The organism is Allobosea rubneri (genome assembly GCF_032464875.1).
GTDB lineage: Bacteria > Pseudomonadota > Alphaproteobacteria > Rhizobiales > Beijerinckiaceae > Allobosea > Allobosea rubneri.
This window is the reverse complement of the sequence record NZ_JAWDID010000003.1, coordinates 68,760-87,559: the sequence shown is the minus strand read 5'-3', so window position 1 is coordinate 87,559 and position 18,800 is coordinate 68,760. Positions and strand designations below refer to the sequence as shown.

Below are 18,800 nucleotides of genomic sequence, written 5' to 3'. Positions count from 1 at the left end.
TTCTTCACGCGAACCGGTGTCCACTTCGCTCGAAAATGCTCTAGGCGTGACGTTCGACGAAGGCGCAGCCCTCGAAGCTGAACACGGTCTCGCCGTTCTGGTTCACGCCCGTGTTGTGGTGGAAGAACAGCCCCCATTGCGGGCGCGAGGCGCTGGCGCGCTTGTCGGCCAGCACCGAGTGATAGGTGATCCGATCGCCCGCATAGACCGGCTTCAGCCAACGCAGGTTCCTGAAGCCGGGGGAGGGGCCGAGGCGGGGCGCGCTGGCGTTTCCGAAGGCGGCCTTGAAGGCAGCCTCCTGGCCGCGCCGATGGACGACCATCGCCGCCATCCAGCCGGCCGCAGTGTGCCAGCCCGAGGCGCAGAGCCCGCCGAACGAGCTCTGGCGAGCCGCGTCCTCATCCATATGGAAGGGCTGCGCGTCGAAGGAGCGGGCGAAGGCGACGATCTCCTCGGCGGTGAAGACGAGGCTGCCGAGCTCATGGCTCTCGCCGACCACGAGATCGTCGAAGAAGCGGGCCGGCGTCGCTGGGCCGGCGGCCGGCTCGACCTCGCTGGTATGCGCCGGCGCGACATAGCTCGGTGAATGCGCCAGCCAGTTGCCGGCAGGAGCCTCGAAGCCCGAGCCGCGGCGGCCGAACATGATCCAGTTGGTCTGCTCCAGCACGGGCTCGCCGCGCTGGTTGAGAAGCTCGAAGCGGAACTTGATCAGGCCCATTTCCGGGCGCGAGCGCGATTCCTTGGTTTCGATGACGGTCCAGCGCAGGCTGACGACGTCGCCCGGCTTGAGGGGCCGCAGCCATTTCACCTCTTCGATGCCGGGTGCGCCCATCGAGGTTGAATCGAGGATGAAGCTTTCGGCGATCAGCCGCATCAGAAGCGCGCAGCTATGCCAGCCCGACGCGATCAGGCCGCCGACGAAGCTCGCCTTGGCGGCCTCCGGATCGGTGTGGAAGTCCTGCGCGTCGAAGCGGCGGGCATAGGCGAGGATGTCCCCCTCCGAGATGGCGAGCGAGCCCCCCTCGACGACCGCGCCCGCGACAAAATCCTCGAAGTACCGCATTGCCTGTGCCCCCTGTCCGGCGCGAGTTGCGAGCGTTCGCCCGTTGGCGGGCGAACGCAAAGCGCGTTAGTTGGCGAAGCGGAAATGCAGCACGTCGCCATCGGCGACGACATATTCCTTGCCTTCGAGCCGGAACTTTCCGGCCTCGCGCGCGCCTGCCTCGCCCTTGTTGGCGATGTAGTCGTCATAGGCGATGGTCTCGGCGCGGATATAGCCCTTCTCGAAATCGGTATGGATCACGCCGGCGGCGGCGGGGCCCTTGGTGCCGTTCTCGATCGTCCAAGCGCGGGCTTCCTTCGGACCGACGGTGAAATAGGTGACGAGGTTGAGCAGAGCGTAGCCGGCGCGGATCACCCGGTTGAGGCCGGGCTCCTCCAGCCCGACCGCGTCGAGATAGTCCTTCTGGTCGGCCTGCGGCAGCACAGCGATCTCGCTCTCGATCTTGGCGGATACGACGACGGCAACCGCGCCTTCCTCGGCGGCTCGCGCCTTGACCAGCTCCGAGAAGGCATTGCCCTTGTCGGCGCTCGCCTCTTCGACATTGCAGACATAGAGCACAGGCTTCGACGAGAGCAGGCCGAGCATGGCGAAGGCCCTGCGCTCCTCGGCGGCGACCTGCACCAGCCGCGCCGGCTTGCCGTCACGCAGCAGTACAAGGCAGCGGTTCATCAGCTCGGCCGCTTCCTTGGCCTCCTTGTCGCCGGACTTCGCCTTCTTCTCCAGCGGCTGGACACGCTTCTCGAGGCTTTCGAGATCGGCGAGCATCAACTCGGTCTCGATCGTCTCGATATCGTCGATCGGCGAGATCTTGCCCTCGACATGGGTGATGTCACCATCCTCGAAGCAGCGCACGACATGGGCGATGGCGTCGCATTCGCGGATATTGGCGAGGAACTGGTTGCCGAGGCCTTCGCCGCGCGAGGCGCCGCGGACCAGTCCGGCGATGTCGACGAAGGTCAGCCGGGTCGGGATGATCTCCTTCGAGCCGGCGATCGCGGCGAGCTTCTCCAGCCGGTCATCGGGCACCGCGACGTCGCCGACATTCGGCTCGATCGTGCAGAAGGGATAGTTCGCCGCCTGGGCCGCCGCGGTCTGCGTCAGCGCGTTGAACAGGGTCGACTTGCCGACATTGGGCAGGCCGACGATACCGCATTTGAAGCCCATTTTCGCTCGCTCATCAGGTCGCGGCCACGCTCCGGCGGCTGCGATACAGCATTTCGGTTCTCGGGGGCGTTATTGGGTGCATGGCAGCAAAAGACAAGATGGCACGCCGGAGACTAGCTCGCGCGAAAGTGCATGGCGGTCGCCGCTGGCGGGGCGCAGGACTGGTCTTATGCCATCTGTCGGCGGCCGGAGATCGGTTCGATGCGCCTCCCTTCGTTTGCCCTCGCCACTGTGCTTGTCAGTTCCGCCGTCTTCGGCGTGGCGGCGCAGACGCAGCAGGTCCGCATCCGCGGCAGCGTCGAGAGAATTGAGGGACAGATGCTGACGGTGAAGACGCCGGACGGCGTAGCTTCCGTCGCTCTGGCGCCGAACTATGCGGTCGGTGCCATCGTCAGGGCGTCGATGGCGGACATCAAGAAGGGCAGCTTCATCGGTGTCGGGGCGCGCACATCGTCAGGAGGCGAGCTTCAGGCGGTGCAGGTCGTCATCTTCCCCGAGGCGATGCGCGGCACCGGCGAGGGGCATCGACCCTGGGCGGTGCTCCCCGAGGCGACGATGACCAACGCCACGGTCGCCGAGACAGTCACGCAGGTCGGGGGCGGCAGCGTCACGCTGACCTATCCCGGCGGCGAGCAGAGGATCGCGATCCCGCCCGAGGCCAACATCGTCATGGCGGCACCAGCGCAGGCGAGCGACCTTACCGCCGGAGCGCAGGTGGCGCTGACGGCGCAGCGGCAGGCGGATGGCGGCCTGACCACCAGCCGTGTCACCGTCGCGCGGGCCGGCGCACAACTTCCGCTCTGAGCCGCGTCAATCCGCCTTCTCGCCGAGGCGCTTCACCGCGCCATGGCCGCGCGCTTCCATGAAAAGGTGCACCTTGTTCTGGAAGCCGGCATCGTCATGGGTGGCGAGGAGGGCGGCATTGTCGGCGCAGGCGCTGCAGAGATCCTCGACCCAGGCTTCCTCGGCTTTGCCGAAATCGTTCAGCACATAGGCGTGGACGAGAGCCTTGTCGCCGGGATGACCGATGCCCATGCGCACACGGCGATACTCGTTGCCGATCGCGGCGGTGGTCGAGCGCAGGCCGTTATGGCCGGCATTGCCTCCGCCGAGCTTGATCCGCAGCTTGGCGGGAGCGAGGTCGAGTTCGTCATGGAAGACGATCACGTCCGCCGGCGCGACCTTGAAGAAGCGTGCCGCCTCGCCGATGGCCCGGCCGGATTCGTTCATATAGGTCTGCGGCTTGAGCAGGAGCACCTTCTCGTTGCCGATCGTCGCCTCGCAGGCCTGGCCCTGGAATCGCACGCGCCAGGGCGCGGCGCGGCAGGCGCGCGCGATCGCCTCGACCGCCATGAAGCCGATATTGTGGCGGTTGCGCGCATAGCGCGTGCCCGGATTGCCGAGGCCGGCGAAGATCAGCATTCCTGCTCTCCAGCATCTGCCAAAAAGAAAACGGCCGGGCGAGCCCGGCCGTCTGACGGTAGTCGCACCGTATGGCGAAAGGGCCCTGATCAGGCCTTGGCGGCTTCCGCCTCGGCAGCTTCCGGCTCGGCATCGACCGTCGGCGGCAGGATCGTGACCAGCGTGAGGTTGTCACGCGAGGTCAGCGAAACGCCGGCCGGCAGCTTGATGTCGTTGCTGTGCAGGGTATCGCCGACCTCAAGGCCAGCGACCGAGACTTCGAGGAATTCCGGGATGCTCTCGGGAGCGACGTCGATCTCGACGGTGTGCTCGACGATCTGCATGGTGCCGCCGCTCTTCAGGCCGGGGGACGATTCCTGGCCGACGACGTGCACGGGGACCTGGACCTTGATGGTCTGGCCGGCGGCGACGCGCAGGAAGTCGACGTGCAGCGGGGTGTCCTTGACCGGGTCGAGCTGGTAGTCGCGCGGGATGACACGGGTCTTCTTGCCGTCCACCTCGATCTCGAGCAGCGTGGTCAGGAAGTGGCCCGCATAGATCATCAGGCGGGTCTGGTTGGCGTTGAGCGCGATGGCCTGCGGGGCTTCGCCGGCGCCGTAGATCACGGCGGGGGTGAGGCCCTCACGACGAACTGCCCGGGCGGCCCCCTTGCCGACCTGAGCGCGCGCCGAAGCCTGGATCTGCTTCACAGCGGTCATTGGTGTTGTCCTTGCTTTCAAATGACAAGGCCGCCTGGTGGCGGCCGTCTCGGTTCGCGCTCCTGCCTCCAAGGGTGTCAGTGGAGCGCAGGCAGGCTCATAGGCGAAATATCCGCCGATCTCAAGCCCGGCCGCCTCAGGCCGCGGTTGCGGCCTGCGCATCCGGCTGCGCCGCCGGTCCGCGTTGGCGCAGGTCCTGGATGAAGCTGGCGACGCCGGCGGCGGGTATGGCGCGCGAGTAGAGATAGCCCTGGCCGAAAACGCAGCCCATGGCGCGCAGCCGCGCGAGCTGCTCGGCGGTCTCGATGCCCTCGGCGACGATCTTGACGCCGAGCCGGTTGGCGATCCCGACCAGCGCCTCGACGATGACGTTGCTGCGGGCGCCGGCCTCGATGCCGCCGATGAAGGAGCGGTCGATCTTGATGATGTCGACCGGGAAGTCGAGCAGATGGGTCAGCGAGGCGAATCCGGTGCCGAAATCGTCGAGCGCCACCTGGATGCCGCGCTCGCGCAGCGCTTCCATGGTTCGGGCGACGCCGTCGCGGCGGCCGCCCATGATGACCTGCTCGGTGATCTCGACGACGAGGCGCTCAAGCGGGAGCTGGGCGCGCTCGAAAACCCGGGAGATGCGCTGGACGAGGTCGCCCTTCTGGAAATCGGCGGTGGTGAAGTTGATGCCGACATGCCGGAGCTCAAGTCCGCCGCTCTGCCATTGCGCCATGTCGGCGGCGACGGCCGCGAGCATCTGCCCCGAGATTCGGTAGGCGACCTTGGGATCGAGCATCGCCTCGTGGAACTCGCCGGCGGCGACGATGCGGCCATCGTCGAGCCGCATCCGGGCCAGCGCCTCGACGCCGGCGAGCTCGCCGGTGTCGAGGCGGATGATCGGCTGATAATGCGGCAGCACGCGCCCGCTGCCGAGGGCGTCGTCGACGGTCTGGACGATCTGGACGCGCCGCATCATCGAGGTGCGAAGCCCGTACTTGAAGCGGACATACCGGCCGCGCCGGGTCTCCTTGGCGTGATACAGCGCGAAATCGGCGTTCTGCCGCAAGGTGACGCTATCGGTGCCGTCGGCTCCGGCCAGGGCGGCTCCGATCGTGACGCTCGGGATGATGGTGTTGCCGTCATGATCGAAAGGGGCGGGCATCGCGGCAAGGATGGCTGTCGCCGCCGCGCGCAGCTGCGGCGCCTGGCCGCAATCCGGCAGCAGGACGGCGAACTCGTCGCCGCCGATCCGGAAGGCGGTACCGGTACCCGCGACCTCCGCCAGCCGCGCCGCGACGGTCTCGATCAGGCGGTCGCCGGTGGCGTGACCCATCGTGTCGTTGACCGCCTTGAGATGGTCGATGTCGATCAGCAGCAGGCCGAAGCAGGGCTCGGCCCTGGCGGTCATGCGGGCGATGGCGTCGTTGAACTGCGCCCGGTTCGGCAGGCGGGTCAGCGCGTCGAAATAGGCGAGCTGATGGTTGCGCGTCCTGACCTCGTCATGCTCGATCGCGATGGCGCAGAGATGGACGCAGGTCGCGACGATGCGGCGCTCGAGCGCGTCCGGGCCGCGCTTGCGGCGATAATAGAAGGCGAAGCTGCCGACCACGCGGCCGTCGCGCGCCTTGATCGGGCTCGACCAGCAGGCCAGCAGGCCAAGCGGCAGCACCAGCCCTTCATAACCCTGCCAGAGCGGATCGCTGGCGATGTCGGTCACCTCGACGGCACTGCCGCGATGGATCGCGGTCCCGCAGGAGCCGACGCGCGGTCCGCATGACACGCCGCGCAGGGCCGCGGCGTAGCTCGGCGGCAGGCTGGGGGCCGCCAGCGGCTGGAGGGTGCTTTCCGCATCGACGGCGACGACGGAGCAGACGACCTCGGGGGCGATGGCTTCGACCCGCAGGCACAGCGAGGTCATGATCGCCGCCAGCGGCTCGCCGCGCGCGATCGCCTCCAGGGTTGCGTTCTGCAGGGACTGGAGACGTTCGACGGAGTCCAAACAAGCCTCGAGGCAGCAACAAGCACATTTCCGCGATCATGCCCCAAGGGCATGAACCTACGGTTGCGCCGTTGTCTCGAATTGTTCGGAAAACTACCGCTTCAGGCCGGCATCAGGCCGAGGCGCTCGTCGCGCCGCCGCAGCCAGAACATCAGCGGCAGCGCCAGCAGCACCATCCAGGCCTTGCCGATGATCTGGCCCGTCAGGAAGTCCAGGCTGCCGAAGGCCAGTTGCAGGAAGACGATGCTGTCGACGACGAGCCCCATGATGCTGGAGGCGGCGACCGCGGCAACGAAATGATTGCGCTGCAAGGGCGTATAGACGGCGAAGTCGGTGAGCTCCGACAGCAGGAAGGCCGCCATCGAGGCAATGACGATGGCGGGTGGGGCGAGCAGACCGGAGAGAAGCGCACCGGCGGCAATCGCGATCAGCGCCGCCTTGGCGCCGAGCCGGCGCTGGACGATGTCGCGCAGCACGAGCGCGAGCCCGACCATCAGCACGCCGCTCGGTGCCATGATGCCGGGAGCGACCGGGACGAGACAGGGGCCGTTCGGCGCGCAGACAGTGCCGGCATTGCCGATCAGCCAATTGGCCGCCGGAATGCTCAAGCCGAAGAGGACGAGGGCGATCAGTCCCTCGATGCGCCGTTGCCGGTCAGTCGTCATAATTCGGTCCGCTGTCACCTGGCGCGGCCTCGAAGGCCGCGAAACCTTTCGAACGCAAGTCGCATGCCGGGCAGTGGCCGCAGCCATAGCCCCAGGCGTGGCGCCTGCTCCGGTCGCCGAGATAGCAGCTATGGGTATCCTCGACCACCAGGTCGAGCAGGGGCTGGCCGCCCAGCCGGCGGGCAAGGGCGAAGGTCTGCGCCTTGTCGCGCCACATCAGCGGCGTGTGCAGCACCAGCCTGCGGTCGAGCCCGAGGCCGAGCGCGACCTGCATCGCCTTGATGGTGTCGTCCCGGCAGTCGGGATAGCCGGAATAGTCGGTCTCGCAGACGCCGAGAACGATGTGCCTGCAATCGCGGCGATAGGCGAGGGCGGCGGCGAAGGAGAGGAAGATCAGGTTGCGGCCGGGAACGAAGGTCGTCGGCAGGCCGCTCTCGGCGAAGGCGATCTCGCTCTCGCTGGTCAGGGCGGTGTCCGAGATATTACCCAGCGTCGTCAGATCGAGCAGATGGTCGGGGCCGAGGCGCTCGGCATAGGCCGTAGCGAGCGCAGGCAGCTTGTCTCTGATCGTCAGCCGGGCTTCGAGCTCGATGCGATGGCGCTGGCCATAGTCGAAGCCGACCGTCTCGACGCCGGAAAAGCGCTGCAGCGCCCAGGCGAGGGCGACGGTCGAATCCTGGCCGCCGGAAAAGAGGACGAGGGCTCGGTCGCCGCCGGGCGTCGGGGCCGCCATTGCGGGCCCGTCAGTCGAACAGGCTGGAGACGCTCGATTCGCTCGCGGTGCGCTCGATCGCCTCGCCCATCAGATTGGCGATGGAGATGACCCGGATGTTGCGTGCGACCTTCACCGCCTCGGTCGGCATGATCGAATCGGTGATCACCAGTTCCTTGAGCTTGGAATTGGCGATGCGCGCCACGGCGCCGCCAGAGAGCACGCCATGGGTGATGTAGGCGTAGACTTCCTTGGCACCCTGCGCGAGCAGCGCCTCGGCGGCGTTCACCAACGTGCCGCCAGAATCGACGATGTCGTCGAGCAGGATGCAGGAGCGGCCTTCGACCGTGCCGATGATGTTCATCACCTCCGACTCGCCCGGCCGGTCGCGACGCTTGTCGACGATGGCGAGCGGCGCGTCGATGCGCTTGGCGAGGGCGCGGGCGCGCACGACGCCGCCGACGTCCGGCGAGACGACCATGGCGTTCTTCCAGTCGAGCCGGTCCTTGATGTCGCGGGCCATCAGCGGAGCGCCGAACAGGTTGTCGGTCGGGATGTCGAAGAAGCCCTGGATCTGGCCGGCATGCAGGTCGAGCGTCAGCACGCGGTCGACACCGGCATGGGTGATCAGGTTGGCGACGAGCTTGGCCGAGATCGGCGTGCGGCCGGAGGCACGGCGGTCCTGCCGGGCATAGCCGAAATAGGGAATCACCGCCGTGATGCGCCGCGCCGAGGAACGGCGCAGGGCGTCGGTGATGATCAGCAGCTCCATCAGGTGGTCGTTGGTCGGGAACGAGGTCGACTGGATGACGAAGACATCCTGGCCGCGAACGTTCTCCTGGATCTCGACGAAGACCTCCATGTCGGCGAAGCGCCGGACGGAAGCCTTGGCGAGGGGGATGCCGAGCGAGGCGCAGATGGCCTCAGCCAGCGGCCGGTTGGAGTTACCGGCGACGACTTTGATGGAGGAGTTCATGCCGGGCGCACCGTGAGGACTGGCAGTCCAAGCCGCGAGGGGCCGGCTTGGTTCGAACGGCTCTTAACAGCGGCGCGACGGTGAGTCGACCGCTGCACTGCAACAGAACTGCAACAGAATCGTGGAAAAGCCGTGACCGGGCAGGTTGCCGATAGGTCAGTTCGGCCGGTCCCGCCGCCGCTTGCTAGAGGCGCTTGGCGCCGCCCGCCGAAGCTGCCTTGGCCGTCGTCGACTTGCCCTCGGCCGCCTTGCCCTTGGCATCGGGCTTGGCCTCCGCCTGCGGCGCCGTAGTCAGGAAGCCGGCGATCGCATCCATCGAATCGGAGGCCGCCTTGGCGACGATGGTCTGGTCGATGCCTGCCCAGGGATCACCGCCGCTGCTGCGGCGACCAAGGCTCTCGCCCTGGACACGCTGCGCGCGCTTCTTGGTCTCGTCGTAGACGTCCCAGACGAAGGCGAGCGAGGTCTGGCCGTCCTCGGTCGGCTGCGCGGTCAGATAGCCGCGGACGCGGAACCGGGCCGGCTTGTCGCCGGGGACGATCTCCATCTTGCGCTCCGCCGCAGCTTCGCCGAGCAGCCCGGCGAAGGCGGCCGTGACCTGGTCCGGCGCACCCGAAATGCTCTGCACCGAGACGGGCACGCCGGGAGCGTCGACCCGAGGTCGCGCAGCGGTGGTGGTCTCCTGGCAGCCCGCAAGTGCAAGCGCAACGAGCGACCCCAGAAGGGGTGCGTAAGTACGAATCGGCATGTTGCCTCCCGCCCTGTTTGTTGTCGGGCTCGGATTGCTTGGTCTTCCCTGCGGCGTCCGTTCTAGATCATGTCGTGCGAAAGTGAAATGCGCTTTCGATGTGCAAGACTAACCGGCTCTTCATCAAACTCCTTGACGCGCTGGCGATTCAGCGTTGCGGGAAGCGCAGGCGGCCTCTCCGGCATGGCTGGCGCGCATCGGATCAACGCAAGGCCAGATGGAGATCGGGCAGGTTCAGCGCCTCGGCGCCGTCCTCCCCGACGAGATAGGTCCGCCCCAGGCACATGGCGGTCTCGCTTTCCGAATCCATCAGGATCATGTGGGCGAACATCACCATCCCGGGCTCCAGCACCCAGTCATTGCCTTCGTAGAACATCGGCCAGTCCATCCAGGACGGGGTGAACTTGGCGCCGAGCGAGTAGCCGCACGCATTGAGCCGGTGGCCCGACAGGCCATGGGCGTCGAAGCTGCGTGCATGGGCGGCGAAGACATCGCCGGCGGTGTTGCCGGGCTTCAGGGCGGCCTCGCAGGCGAGCAGCGCGTCCTTCGCCGCCTCGTGATAATGCAGGTGCAACGGACGCGGCTTGCCGATGACGACGGTACGCATGATCGCAGCGTGGTAGTGCCGGTCCGCGCCGGCGAATTCGAGCGTGATCTGGTCGTCGGGTTCGAGTTTGCGGCGGCCGCTCTTGTAGCGGCAGAGCAGCGCATCGCGACCCGAGCCGATGATGAACTCGTTGCCGGGATAGTCGCCGCCGCCGGAGAAGATCGCATTGTGCTGGGCGGCGAGGATCTCGCCCTCGTCGGCGCCGGCACGGATCAGGTCGAGCGCCGCCTTGTCGGCCGCGTCGGACAAGGAAGCGGCGCGGCGGACATGGACGATCTCCTCCACCGACTTCACCGCTCTCAGGCGCGTCACCAAAAGGGAGGCGTCGACGAGTTCGGCGATGCCGGAGAAGGCAGCCTCGAGCTTGCGGCCATTGGCGGCGACGAGACCGTAGGATTCGAACTCGACGCCGATGCGCTTGCCGGCGAGCCCCATGTTGCGCGCCAATTCCAGCAGGTCGCGGGCGGGGTTGGCGTCGCGGCCGTCCTTCCAGATCCGGATGTCGGAGAGATTGGAGGTGTGCTGGGCCTGGCGCAGATCGGCCGAGCGGGTCAGCAGCGCCATCGTGCCGTCCGCCTTCACCACGAGGCACTGGAAGAAACAAAAGCCGAAAGTGTCGTAGCCGCTGAGCCAGAACATCGATTCCTGCTGGAACAGGAAGGCGGCGTCGAGCCGCTCGCGCGCCATGGCGGCGAGCAGGGCGTGACGGCGGCGGGCGAACTCGGCGGAGGAAAAATGCAGGGCCATGGCGAAGGACCGTCCGGCGTTGCGATGCATCAGGGATAGCGTGCTGGGGTCGCCAAGGCGAGAAGGGCGCGGCCGTGACGAAAGCGTCGAGCAGGCGCATGCGCGATTGCGCCTCGCGCGCTCCTTCGCCATATCTCCGGTTCAAGGCGCACAGGGCGCCGCAGCGCCGGAGGCCGCCATGGTCAGCACCAGCAACCGCATCCTCGACGACATCGCCCGTCTGGCCACCGACGCGGCCGGGGCGGCACAGGGCGTGCGCCGCGAGGTCGAGACCGTGGTCAAGACCCAGATCGAGCGGTTGCTGCGCGATATGGACGTGGTCACCCGTGAGGAATTCGAGGCGGTGCGCGAGATGGCGCTCTTGGCGCGCGAGGAGAACGACAAGCTCGCCGCCCGCCTCGCCGCGCTCGAGGGCAAGTCCGCGAAGGAGTGAACGGCTCCCCTCGCATGGACTCGCGCTGTGGACAGCGCCGCGAGGGGATTGAGCCGGCGGTCGAATCCGCCGAGCTTGGATAGCGTGTTGGGCACGTTGACCGCCTGCGCTATCGTCGATGAAGAGAGGTGATTCGTCGGCAGGCTTCGTCTCGCGAAGCTTTCCGATGATCCGGCGGCCGCTCGCGGCCGTTCAGTCGGGTTGTGTGCCTTACGCTTTTCCCAGTCGCCGTGTTCCTGTTCTCAAACGCGTCGGACCTGCTTTGCGGGCAGGGCGCCGGCAGTTGGACCCTGGGCATGATGGACCTTGATCTGGATGCCGAGAGCGATCGGCCTTCCAATCCTCTCGACCTGATTGAACGCCTTGCCTCCCTCAACCATTGGAGCTTCGACCGCGACAGCGACGATGAGCTCTCGGTCGCCGTCACCGGCGGCTGGGCGGATTACCACGTCGCGATCACCTGGCTCTCGGAAGTCGAGTCGATCCATGTCGCCTGTGCCTTCGACCTGAGGGTGCCGGATCGCCGCCGGTCCGAAGTCCTGAATCTGGTGAGCCTGGTCAACGAGCAGCTCTGGCTCGGCCATTTCGACCTGTGGAGCAATGAGAACGTGGTGATGTACCGCCATGCGCTCCTGCTCTCGGGCGGGGCGGAGCCGACCGAGGAACAGGCTGCCGGGATGATCAAGGCCGCGATCGACGCCTGCGAGCGCTATTTCCAGGCGTTCCAGTTCGTCGTCTGGGCCGGGAAGAGCGCCCGCGAGGGCCTCGAGGGCGCGCTGCTGGAGACGGTCGGCGAAGCTTGAGCGGCCTGCCGGCGGCCGCGATCGGGCTTGACCCGGCACCCCCCATGCGCGTCATGGTCGGGCTTGACCCGACCATCTCATGCCAGAGATTCTCGGGTCTCCGCTTCGCTGCGCCCGAGGATGACGCGCAGCATCGACAAGAGAGACGCCCATGTCCAGCCAGCTTCCGCAATCCCTCGTGCTCGTCGGGGCCGGCAAAATGGGCGGCGCCATGCTCGAAGGCTGGCTCCGCATCGGCATGGCAGGACCGGGGATCACCCTGGTCGATCCGCATATCAGCGAGGCCATGTCGGCGCTCGCCGCCGAAAAGGGCATGGCGGTCAACCCGCCGAAGGTCGCTGCCGCCGAAGTGGTGGTGTTGGCGACCAAGCCGCAGATGCTCGACACCGCCGCCCCTGCCGTCCAGGCGCTGATCGGCCCGCGCACCCTCCTGATCTCGATCCTCGCCGGCAAGACGCTCGGCGATCTCGCCCAGCGCCTGCCCAATGCCGGGGCGATCGTGCGGGCCATGCCGAACCTGCCGGCCTCGGTGCAGCGCGGCGTCACCGCCGCCGCCGCCGGGCCCGGCGTCAGCGCCGCCCAGCGGGAGATGGCCGACGCGCTGCTCGGCAGCATCGGCAAGGTCGAATGGTTGGCCGATGAGGGGCTGATCGACGCCGTCACCGCGGTCTCGGGTTCCGGCCCGGCCTATGTCTTCCATCTGGTCGAAGCGCTCGCCGCCGCGGGTGCGGCCGCCGGCCTGCCGGCCGATCTGGCGGGGCGGCTGGCGCGGGCGACGGTCGAGGGCGCCGGCGAAATGCTGTTCCAGTCGGATCTGGCGCCGGGAACGCTGCGCCAGAACGTGACTTCGCCGGGCGGTACGACCGCCGCCGCGCTCGAAGTGCTGATGGCCGAGGACGGCATGCCGCTGCTGATGCGGCGCGCCGTTGCTGCCGCCAAACGTCGCGCCGAAGAGCTTTCCGGCTGAGCGGCCTTTCAACCGGCGCCCGCGAGGCCTAGATTCAAGGTATCAGCAGGCGACAGGAGAAACCGATGGCACGCAAGCCCGCTTCCCCCAAAGCCGAGCCGGCTGCCGCGAAACCGGCGGCGCCGAAGCCCGATCCGCGCCGCGCCGTGGTCGATGCGCTGTTCCGGCTCGCGGCCAATCGCTCCTGGGACGAGATCGAATTGCCCGAGATCGCACGTGAGGCCGGGCTCTCCCTTGCCGAGATGCGTGGCCTGTTCCCCTCAAAGCTCGCCATTCTCGGCGGGCTCGGGCGCATCGCCGACGATGCGGTGCTGGCGGGCAATTCCGACGATCTGATGGAGGAAAGCTACATGGAGCGCGTCTTCGACCTGGTGATGCGCCGGCTCGACGCGCTGGCGCCCTACAAGGCCGGGCTGCGCGCCGTGATGCCGGCGCTGCGGCGTGACCCGATGGCGCTGGCGGCTCTCGGCCGCAACGCCGTGAATTCCTGGCGTTACATGCTGGCCTCCGCCGGGATCCCGACCGAGGACAGTCTTGGCGGCGTCAGGGTGCGTGGCGCCGTGCTGCTGATGAGCCGGGTCGCCGAGACCTGGCTCGAGGATGACGAGCCGGAGCTGTCGCGGACCATGGCGAAGCTCGATCGCGAGCTGAAATCCGCCGGTCGGATCATGGCGCGCGTCGAGGATGTGCACCGGCTGACGGCGCCGCTGCGCGGCCTTGCGCGGGCGCTGTGCGGCGGCAGGCGGGAGAGCCGCCGCGAGCGGCTGCGCAACGAGGATGGTGACGGCTACGCGGCGGCGATCTGAGGCGCCGCGCCGAGCGGCCGGGATCGTGGCCAAACCGTGGCAGTGTTAAGCGGCCTTTAGCGATTTCTCGCAACTGTGCGGACCTCACCTTCGAGGTCCGCCAATGTCATTTCTGAAGAAGATCGCCTCCCTGTCGATCGGCCGCTCGTTCGGGCTGGTCGCGATCCTGGCCGCCGGTATCGGCGTCGCCAGTGTTGCCGTGACGCTGAACCAGGCCCGCATCGACATGATGGACCTGAAGCGTTCGGAGGTGAAGGACATCGTAGAGGCGGCCGCGTCGACCGTGAACGCCTATGTGGCACGGGTTGAGAAGGGCGAGCTCAAGGAGGCCGAGGCTCAGAAGCTGGCGCTCGACGCCATCGCCAATGCCCGCTTCGACAACGGCAACTACCTGTTCGTGGTGCGCTTCGACGGCGTCAACATTGCCCATGCCAGCCCGAACCTTGTCGGTACGGACATGATGGCGTTCAAGGACGCCAATGGCCGGTTCTTCGTCAAGGACATGGTCGAGCTCGGCAAGACCAAGGGCTCGGGCTTCGTCGACTATTTCTGGCTGAGGAGCGGCGACAAGCAGCCCTCGCTGAAGATTTCCTATGTCGCCGCCGTGCCGAAATGGCAGTGGGCGATCGGAACCGGCATGCATGCCGACAGCGTCGATGTGGCCTTCGCCGGGCTGGTCCAGGACGTCGCCATCGTGCTCGTGCCGCTCGCGCTGCTGATGTTCGGGCTGGTCTTCTATCTGAGCCGCCGTGCCTCGCGCATGCTCGCCGGGCTCTCGGAGAACATGGGCGCGCTCGCCGCCGGCGATCTCCGGGTCGCCATCGACCATCAGGAGCGCCAGGACGAGGTCGGCAACATGGCGCGTGCGCTGGTCGTCTTCCGCGATGCCGCCCTGGCGAAGCAGCAGGTCGAGGCCGAGAAGGCCCAGGCCGAAGCCGAAGCGAGCGATCAGCGCCGCGCTGCCGATACGCAGCGCAACCTCAACGAGGCGCAGCGCAGCGAGGAGGCGCAGAAGCAAGCCGTTGTCGTCGAGGCGCTCGGCGCGGGTCTCGAGCATCTGACCGCGGGCGATCTGACCTATCGTATCGATGCCGTCTTCAGCGGCGAGTACGCCAAGCTGAAGCAGGACTTCAACACGGCCATCGCCCATCTCGAAGAGACGATGCGCCAGATCGCGACCAACACCGAGAGCATGAAGGCGGGTGCCGGCGAGATCAGCCAGGCGGCCGACGATCTCGCCAGCCGCACCGAGCAGCAGGCCTCCTCGGTGGAGGAGACCGCGACCGCGCTCGACCAGCTCACCGCGACGGTGCGCCAGACCGCCGAGGGCGCGCGCCAAGCCAGCCAGGCGACCACCCAGGTCAAGGGCGAGGCCGAGCAGTCCGGCCAGATCGTCCGCGAGGCCGTCGCCGCGATGGGCGGCATCGAGAAGTCCTCCGAGGAGATCTCGCAGATCGTCGGCGTGATCGACGAGATCGCCTTTCAGACCAATCTGCTGGCGCTCAATGCCAGCGTCGAGGCGGCCCGCGCCGGCGATGCCGGCAAGGGTTTTGCCGTCGTCGCCTCCGAGGTGCGTGCGCTCGCCCAGCGTTCGGCCGACGCCGCCAAGGAGATCAAGGGGCTGATCACCGCCTCCACGATCGAGGTCGAGAAGGGCGTGGCGCTGGTCGGCCAGACCGGCAAGGCGCTCGAGCGCATGTCCGGGGAGATCACCCGCGCCACCTCGCTCGTCGCCGAGATCGCCTCGGCTGCCGGGGAGCAGGCGACTGGGCTGCAGGAGGTCAACACCGCCGTCAACGAGATGGACCAGGCGACGCAGCAGAACGCGGCGATGGCCGAGCAGTCGACTGCCGCCTCGCAGGCGCTGGCGCAGGAGGCCGACCGCCTCGCCGCGCTGGTCTCGCGCTTCAAGCTCGGCGGCGACGTCACCGCGCTGAAAGCCATGGCCGCCCGGATGGCGCAGGTCGCGAACGCTTCGACCGCTCCCGCGCCGCGCCCGGCGCGCGCCGCCGCCCCGGTCGCCAGCAATGGCCATGCGGCGCCGCGCAAGCCGGTTCTCGCCAGCAATGATCGCGGCTGGGAGGAGTTTTGAGCGTGTCTTCCGAGCCTGCCGCGCCGATCGGCTTTGAGGATTTCCTCAAGGTCGATATCCGGGTCGGCACCATCGTCGAGGCCGAGCCCTATCCCGAAGCGCGCAAGCCTTCGATCAAGCTCGTCATCGACTTCGGCGGCATGATCGGCCGCAAGAAATCATCGGCGCAGATCACCCGGCATTACCGGCCCGAGGACCTCCCGGGCCGGCAGGTGCTGGCGGTGGTGAATTTCCCGCCGCGCCAGATCGGCAAGTTCATGTCGGAAGTGCTGACCCTCGGCATTCCCGATGGTGATGGCGAGGTGGTGCTGATCGCTCCGGGGCTTCCGGTGCCGAATGGTGGGCGGTTGTACTGAGCGTCAGCCGGCGGCGGCTGCCGCTGGTCGCCAGACCCCTGTCGCGAGTGTCGTCGGAGCTGGTTCCGCGACGGACCAGCGCAGCGGCAGCGCCGCGCGGCGCCTCCAGCCGCGCTGGCTGCGGAAGTGCCAGAGCCGCTGCGCTCCGGCGATTTCGGCGAGCTCTTGCCCGCCCCAGAGGATCTCGGTCTCGCCCTGGAGCTGGAGCACATCGCCGCTCGAAAAATCGATGAAGAGCAGGCTCGCGGCTGGTTCGAGCAGCAGGTTTCCGAGCGTGTTGAAGTAGCTGTTTCCAGCGAAATCGGGGACGGTCAGGCAGTCGCCCGCGACGGCGACGAATCCCGGCCGGCCGCCGCGATGCGAGATGTCGACGCCGCCCGCCGCAGCGCTGGCGATGAACAAGGTGTCGGAGCGCAGGATCAGGGCACGAGCCTCTGTGTCGAGGCCTGCGAATGCCTCGGCCGGGGCGGTGACGGCGGGAACCCGTGCCGGTTCGCGGCTCTGGATGTATTTGGCGCAGTTGCCGAAGCTCTCGCTGACCTCAACCGTCAGGCCAGCATCGGCGAGCGCGCTGATCGTGCCATTGGCGCGGTTGCGCCGGCGCGTGCGGAAATCCAGCCCGAGCAGGCCTATCGGCGCCCCGGCCGCGAAGGCCGTGATGGCCGGGTCGTGCGGCGAAGGCCGCGCTGCGATCGAAAGCTCGGTCGGCGACGGGCTGGCGACGAAGCCTGCTTCGCCGGTCAGCACGGTCGCGATCGGGTGGCCTGCCGTGTCGAGCCCGGCGGCGAAGAGGTAAGGCAGCAGGGCGAAGAACTCCCGGTGCTGGTCCGGCATGAAGCTGCGGATGCCGGCGCCGCGCGAGCTTTGTCCGGCAAGCGCCTGCGCCTTCAGCTCGCCTTGGTGGAAGGGCTGCCCGTCCATCGCGGTCAGCCTCTTGCCGGAATCGGCGAGCGCGGCATCGGCTTGAAGAAGGGCAGGGCTTCGACGCGGGCGAGCCAAGCGCCTATTGCGGGGAACCTATCGAGCGGAATGCCGCCCTCGGGGGCGTGCGCGACATAGGAATAGCAGGCGAGGTCGGCGAGCGTCGGATGTTCGGCAGCGAGGAAGCTTCGCTGCTGGAGATGATCTTCCATGAAGCCGAGGAGGCGGGTCGCGATGCGCTCCGCCCGCACCGGCTCGTCGGGAAAGTTGAACTGGGCGATCATCCGCGCGGCGGCGGGGCCATGCATCACCTCGCCGGCTGCGATCGAGAGCCAGCGCTGCATATGCGCCGCCGTCACGGGCTCGTCCGGCATCCAGGCGCTCTGCGGCGCATAGCGCCGGACCAGATAGACCATGATCGCATTGCTGTCGGCGAGAGTGAGGTCGCCATCCTGCAGGACCGGGATCTGGCCGAGCGGGTTGAGGGTGCGAAAGGCCTCCGCCCGACGAATTTCCGCCGGCGCGGGCACGAAGTCGAACTCCAGCCCGAGCGCGCGCAGGAGGAGTTCGACCCGGTGGGTGTGACCGGAGAGAGCGGTACCGTGCAGGACGATGCGGGAGCCGGACATGGGAACCTCGTTGTTGTCCGGCAAATCTGATTGTTTCGCGCAGCGGTCGAAAGACGGTATGGTCGCAAATCAGAATTCCATCAGGGGCAACGAAGCTGGACCGTCTTGACGAGCTTTCGATCTTCGTCGCGATCATCGACACCGGCAGTCTCGCTGGAGCGGCAAGACAGCTCCGGCGTTCTCGTCCGGCGGTGACGCGTGCGCTTGCCGCTCTCGAAAGGCGCGCGGGCGTCAGCCTGATCGCGCGCACCACCCGGCAATTGATGGCGACGGAAGCCGGCCGCGAGCTGGCGGCATCGGCGCGGCGGATCCTGTCGGAGTATGATGTATCGCTGTCGGGTGTCGCCGGTGCGCCGGTGCGCGGGCTGCTGCGGATCACGGCGCCGCTCGCCTTCGGCCGACGCCATGTCGCGCCGATCGTCGCCGAATTCCTCGACCTCTATCCCGAGGTCCAGGTCGAACTGACCCTGTCCGACCGCAATCTCGACCTGATCGAGGAGGGGCTCGATCTTGCGGTCCGGATCGGGGCACTGCCGAGTTCGCGGCTGGTCGCCCGCAAGGTCGGCGAGGTCAGGCGGGTGCTGGTCGGTGCGCCGGATTATCTCGAACGCCGCGGTGTCCCGCAGCGCCCGTCCGATCTCGCCGGGCATGACACCATCGCCAGCATCGCCGCCGGCCAGACCCTGATCTGGCGATTTGCCGGCAGTGGCCGCGAGGCCGGCGTGACGATCACGCCGCGGCTGATCGTCAACGAAGTCGAGTCGGTGCTGATCGCGGCCCGCTCGGGGCGCGGCCTGGCGCGGGCGCTGTCCTATCAGGTCGCGCCGGATCTCGCGGAGGGCACGCTGGTCCGGCTGCTGCGCGAATGGGAGCCGCCGGCCGCGCCGGTTCAGCTCGTCGTCCCGGGCGGCCAGCATCTGGCGCCGAAGGTCCGCGCCTTTCTCGACCATGCGGCGGCGCGGCTGCAGCATTTGCCGGTGATCCGGCCGGAAGTCGGCGGCTGA

Annotated in this window: 20 protein-coding genes; 8 read left to right on the top strand and 12 right to left on the bottom strand. The window is 67.8% G+C overall.

Features of this window, described 5'->3' with window-relative positions; all coding sequences use genetic code 11:
• Window positions 1-40: 40 nt before the first annotated feature.
• Window positions 41-1,063, bottom strand: a complete 1,023-nt coding sequence (locus RKE40_RS03250; protein ID WP_316016805.1) for a MaoC family dehydratase — start codon at window positions 1,061-1,063, stop codon at window positions 41-43.
• A 66-nt stretch (window positions 1,064-1,129) separates the two neighbouring features.
• Window positions 1,130-2,227, bottom strand: coding sequence for a redox-regulated ATPase YchF (gene ychF / locus RKE40_RS03245; RefSeq protein ID WP_316016804.1), 1,098 nt, complete (start codon window positions 2,225-2,227; stop codon window positions 1,130-1,132).
• A gap of 201 nt (window positions 2,228-2,428) precedes the next feature.
• Here ychF and RKE40_RS03240 point away from each other — a divergent pair, with 201 nt between their 5' ends.
• On the top strand, window positions 2,429-3,031 hold the full coding sequence (locus RKE40_RS03240; protein ID WP_316016803.1) for a hypothetical protein: 603 nt from the start codon (window positions 2,429-2,431) through the stop codon (window positions 3,029-3,031).
• Window positions 3,032-3,037: 6 nt separating this feature from the next.
• Here RKE40_RS03240 and pth read toward each other — a convergent pair whose 3' ends face one another.
• The 8 genes from pth to RKE40_RS03200 form a co-directional block, all read right to left on the bottom strand.
• Complete coding sequence (gene pth, locus RKE40_RS03235) at window positions 3,038-3,649, bottom strand: aminoacyl-tRNA hydrolase (protein WP_316016802.1); 612 nt, start codon at window positions 3,647-3,649, stop codon at window positions 3,038-3,040.
• Window positions 3,650-3,738: 89 nt separating this feature from the next.
• Window positions 3,739-4,347, bottom strand: coding sequence for a 50S ribosomal protein L25/general stress protein Ctc (locus RKE40_RS03230; RefSeq protein WP_316016801.1), 609 nt, complete (start codon window positions 4,345-4,347; stop codon window positions 3,739-3,741).
• Window positions 4,348-4,483: 136 nt separating this feature from the next.
• Window positions 4,484-6,334: a bifunctional diguanylate cyclase/phosphodiesterase gene (locus tag RKE40_RS03225; RefSeq protein WP_316016800.1), complete on the bottom strand. Its 1,851-nt coding sequence runs from the start codon at window positions 6,332-6,334 to the stop codon at window positions 4,484-4,486.
• Window positions 6,335-6,435: 101 nt separating this feature from the next.
• Entirely contained in the window at window positions 6,436-6,999 is a 564-nt protein-coding gene (locus tag RKE40_RS03220) for a VUT family protein (protein WP_316016799.1), read from the bottom strand.
• On the bottom strand, window positions 6,989-7,732 hold the full coding sequence (gene queC, locus RKE40_RS03215) for a 7-cyano-7-deazaguanine synthase QueC (RefSeq protein WP_316016798.1): 744 nt from the start codon (window positions 7,730-7,732) through the stop codon (window positions 6,989-6,991). Before queC ends, RKE40_RS03220 begins: the two co-directional genes overlap by 11 nt.
• A gap of 10 nt (window positions 7,733-7,742) precedes the next feature.
• Window positions 7,743-8,687 (bottom strand): ribose-phosphate pyrophosphokinase, encoded by a 945-nt coding sequence (locus tag RKE40_RS03210; RefSeq protein WP_316016797.1) that lies wholly within the window; start codon window positions 8,685-8,687, stop codon window positions 7,743-7,745.
• Between the two features lie 184 nt (window positions 8,688-8,871).
• Complete coding sequence (locus RKE40_RS03205; RefSeq protein WP_316016796.1) at window positions 8,872-9,435, bottom strand: hypothetical protein; 564 nt, start codon at window positions 9,433-9,435, stop codon at window positions 8,872-8,874.
• A 202-nt stretch (window positions 9,436-9,637) separates the two neighbouring features.
• Window positions 9,638-10,789: a M24 family metallopeptidase gene (locus RKE40_RS03200; protein ID WP_316016795.1), complete on the bottom strand. Its 1,152-nt coding sequence runs from the start codon at window positions 10,787-10,789 to the stop codon at window positions 9,638-9,640.
• Window positions 10,790-10,967: 178 nt separating this feature from the next.
• Between RKE40_RS03200 and RKE40_RS03195 the strand changes: the two genes are divergently transcribed.
• The 6 genes from RKE40_RS03195 to RKE40_RS03170 all read left to right on the top strand — a co-directional run bounded on the left by RKE40_RS03195 (window position 10,968) and on the right by RKE40_RS03170 (window position 16,246).
• Window positions 10,968-11,222 (top strand): accessory factor UbiK family protein, encoded by a 255-nt coding sequence (locus RKE40_RS03195; RefSeq protein ID WP_316016794.1) that lies wholly within the window; start codon window positions 10,968-10,970, stop codon window positions 11,220-11,222.
• 296 nt (window positions 11,223-11,518) lie between these two features.
• Window positions 11,519-12,025 (top strand): type III secretion system chaperone family protein, encoded by a 507-nt coding sequence (locus RKE40_RS03190; RefSeq protein WP_066471096.1) that lies wholly within the window; start codon window positions 11,519-11,521, stop codon window positions 12,023-12,025.
• Between the two features lie 151 nt (window positions 12,026-12,176).
• Complete coding sequence (gene proC / locus RKE40_RS03185; RefSeq protein WP_316016793.1) at window positions 12,177-12,992, top strand: pyrroline-5-carboxylate reductase; 816 nt, start codon at window positions 12,177-12,179, stop codon at window positions 12,990-12,992.
• A 65-nt stretch (window positions 12,993-13,057) separates the two neighbouring features.
• Window positions 13,058-13,798, top strand: coding sequence for a TetR/AcrR family transcriptional regulator (locus RKE40_RS03180; RefSeq protein ID WP_316016792.1), 741 nt, complete (start codon window positions 13,058-13,060; stop codon window positions 13,796-13,798).
• A gap of 103 nt (window positions 13,799-13,901) precedes the next feature.
• Window positions 13,902-15,890: a methyl-accepting chemotaxis protein gene (locus RKE40_RS03175; RefSeq protein WP_316016791.1), complete on the top strand. Its 1,989-nt coding sequence runs from the start codon at window positions 13,902-13,904 to the stop codon at window positions 15,888-15,890.
• 2 nt (window positions 15,891-15,892) lie between these two features.
• Window positions 15,893-16,246, top strand: a complete 354-nt coding sequence (locus RKE40_RS03170) for a tRNA-binding protein (RefSeq protein ID WP_316016790.1) — start codon at window positions 15,893-15,895, stop codon at window positions 16,244-16,246.
• A 3-nt stretch (window positions 16,247-16,249) separates the two neighbouring features.
• On the opposite strand, the gene RKE40_RS03165 is transcribed toward RKE40_RS03170, so the two are convergent.
• Entirely contained in the window at window positions 16,250-17,167 is a 918-nt protein-coding gene (locus tag RKE40_RS03165; RefSeq protein WP_316016789.1) for a pyridoxamine 5'-phosphate oxidase family protein, read from the bottom strand.
• A gap of 5 nt (window positions 17,168-17,172) precedes the next feature.
• Window positions 17,173-17,796 carry a glutathione S-transferase gene (locus tag RKE40_RS03160; protein WP_316016788.1) on the bottom strand — a complete coding sequence of 208 codons (624 nt, stop codon included), beginning with the start codon at window positions 17,794-17,796 and terminating at the stop codon, window positions 17,173-17,175.
• Between the two features lie 68 nt (window positions 17,797-17,864).
• On the opposite strand from RKE40_RS03160, the gene RKE40_RS03155 reads away from it, so the two are divergent.
• Window positions 17,865-18,800 carry a LysR family transcriptional regulator gene (locus RKE40_RS03155; RefSeq protein WP_316016948.1) on the top strand — a complete coding sequence of 312 codons (936 nt, stop codon included), beginning with the start codon at window positions 17,865-17,867 and terminating at the stop codon, window positions 18,798-18,800.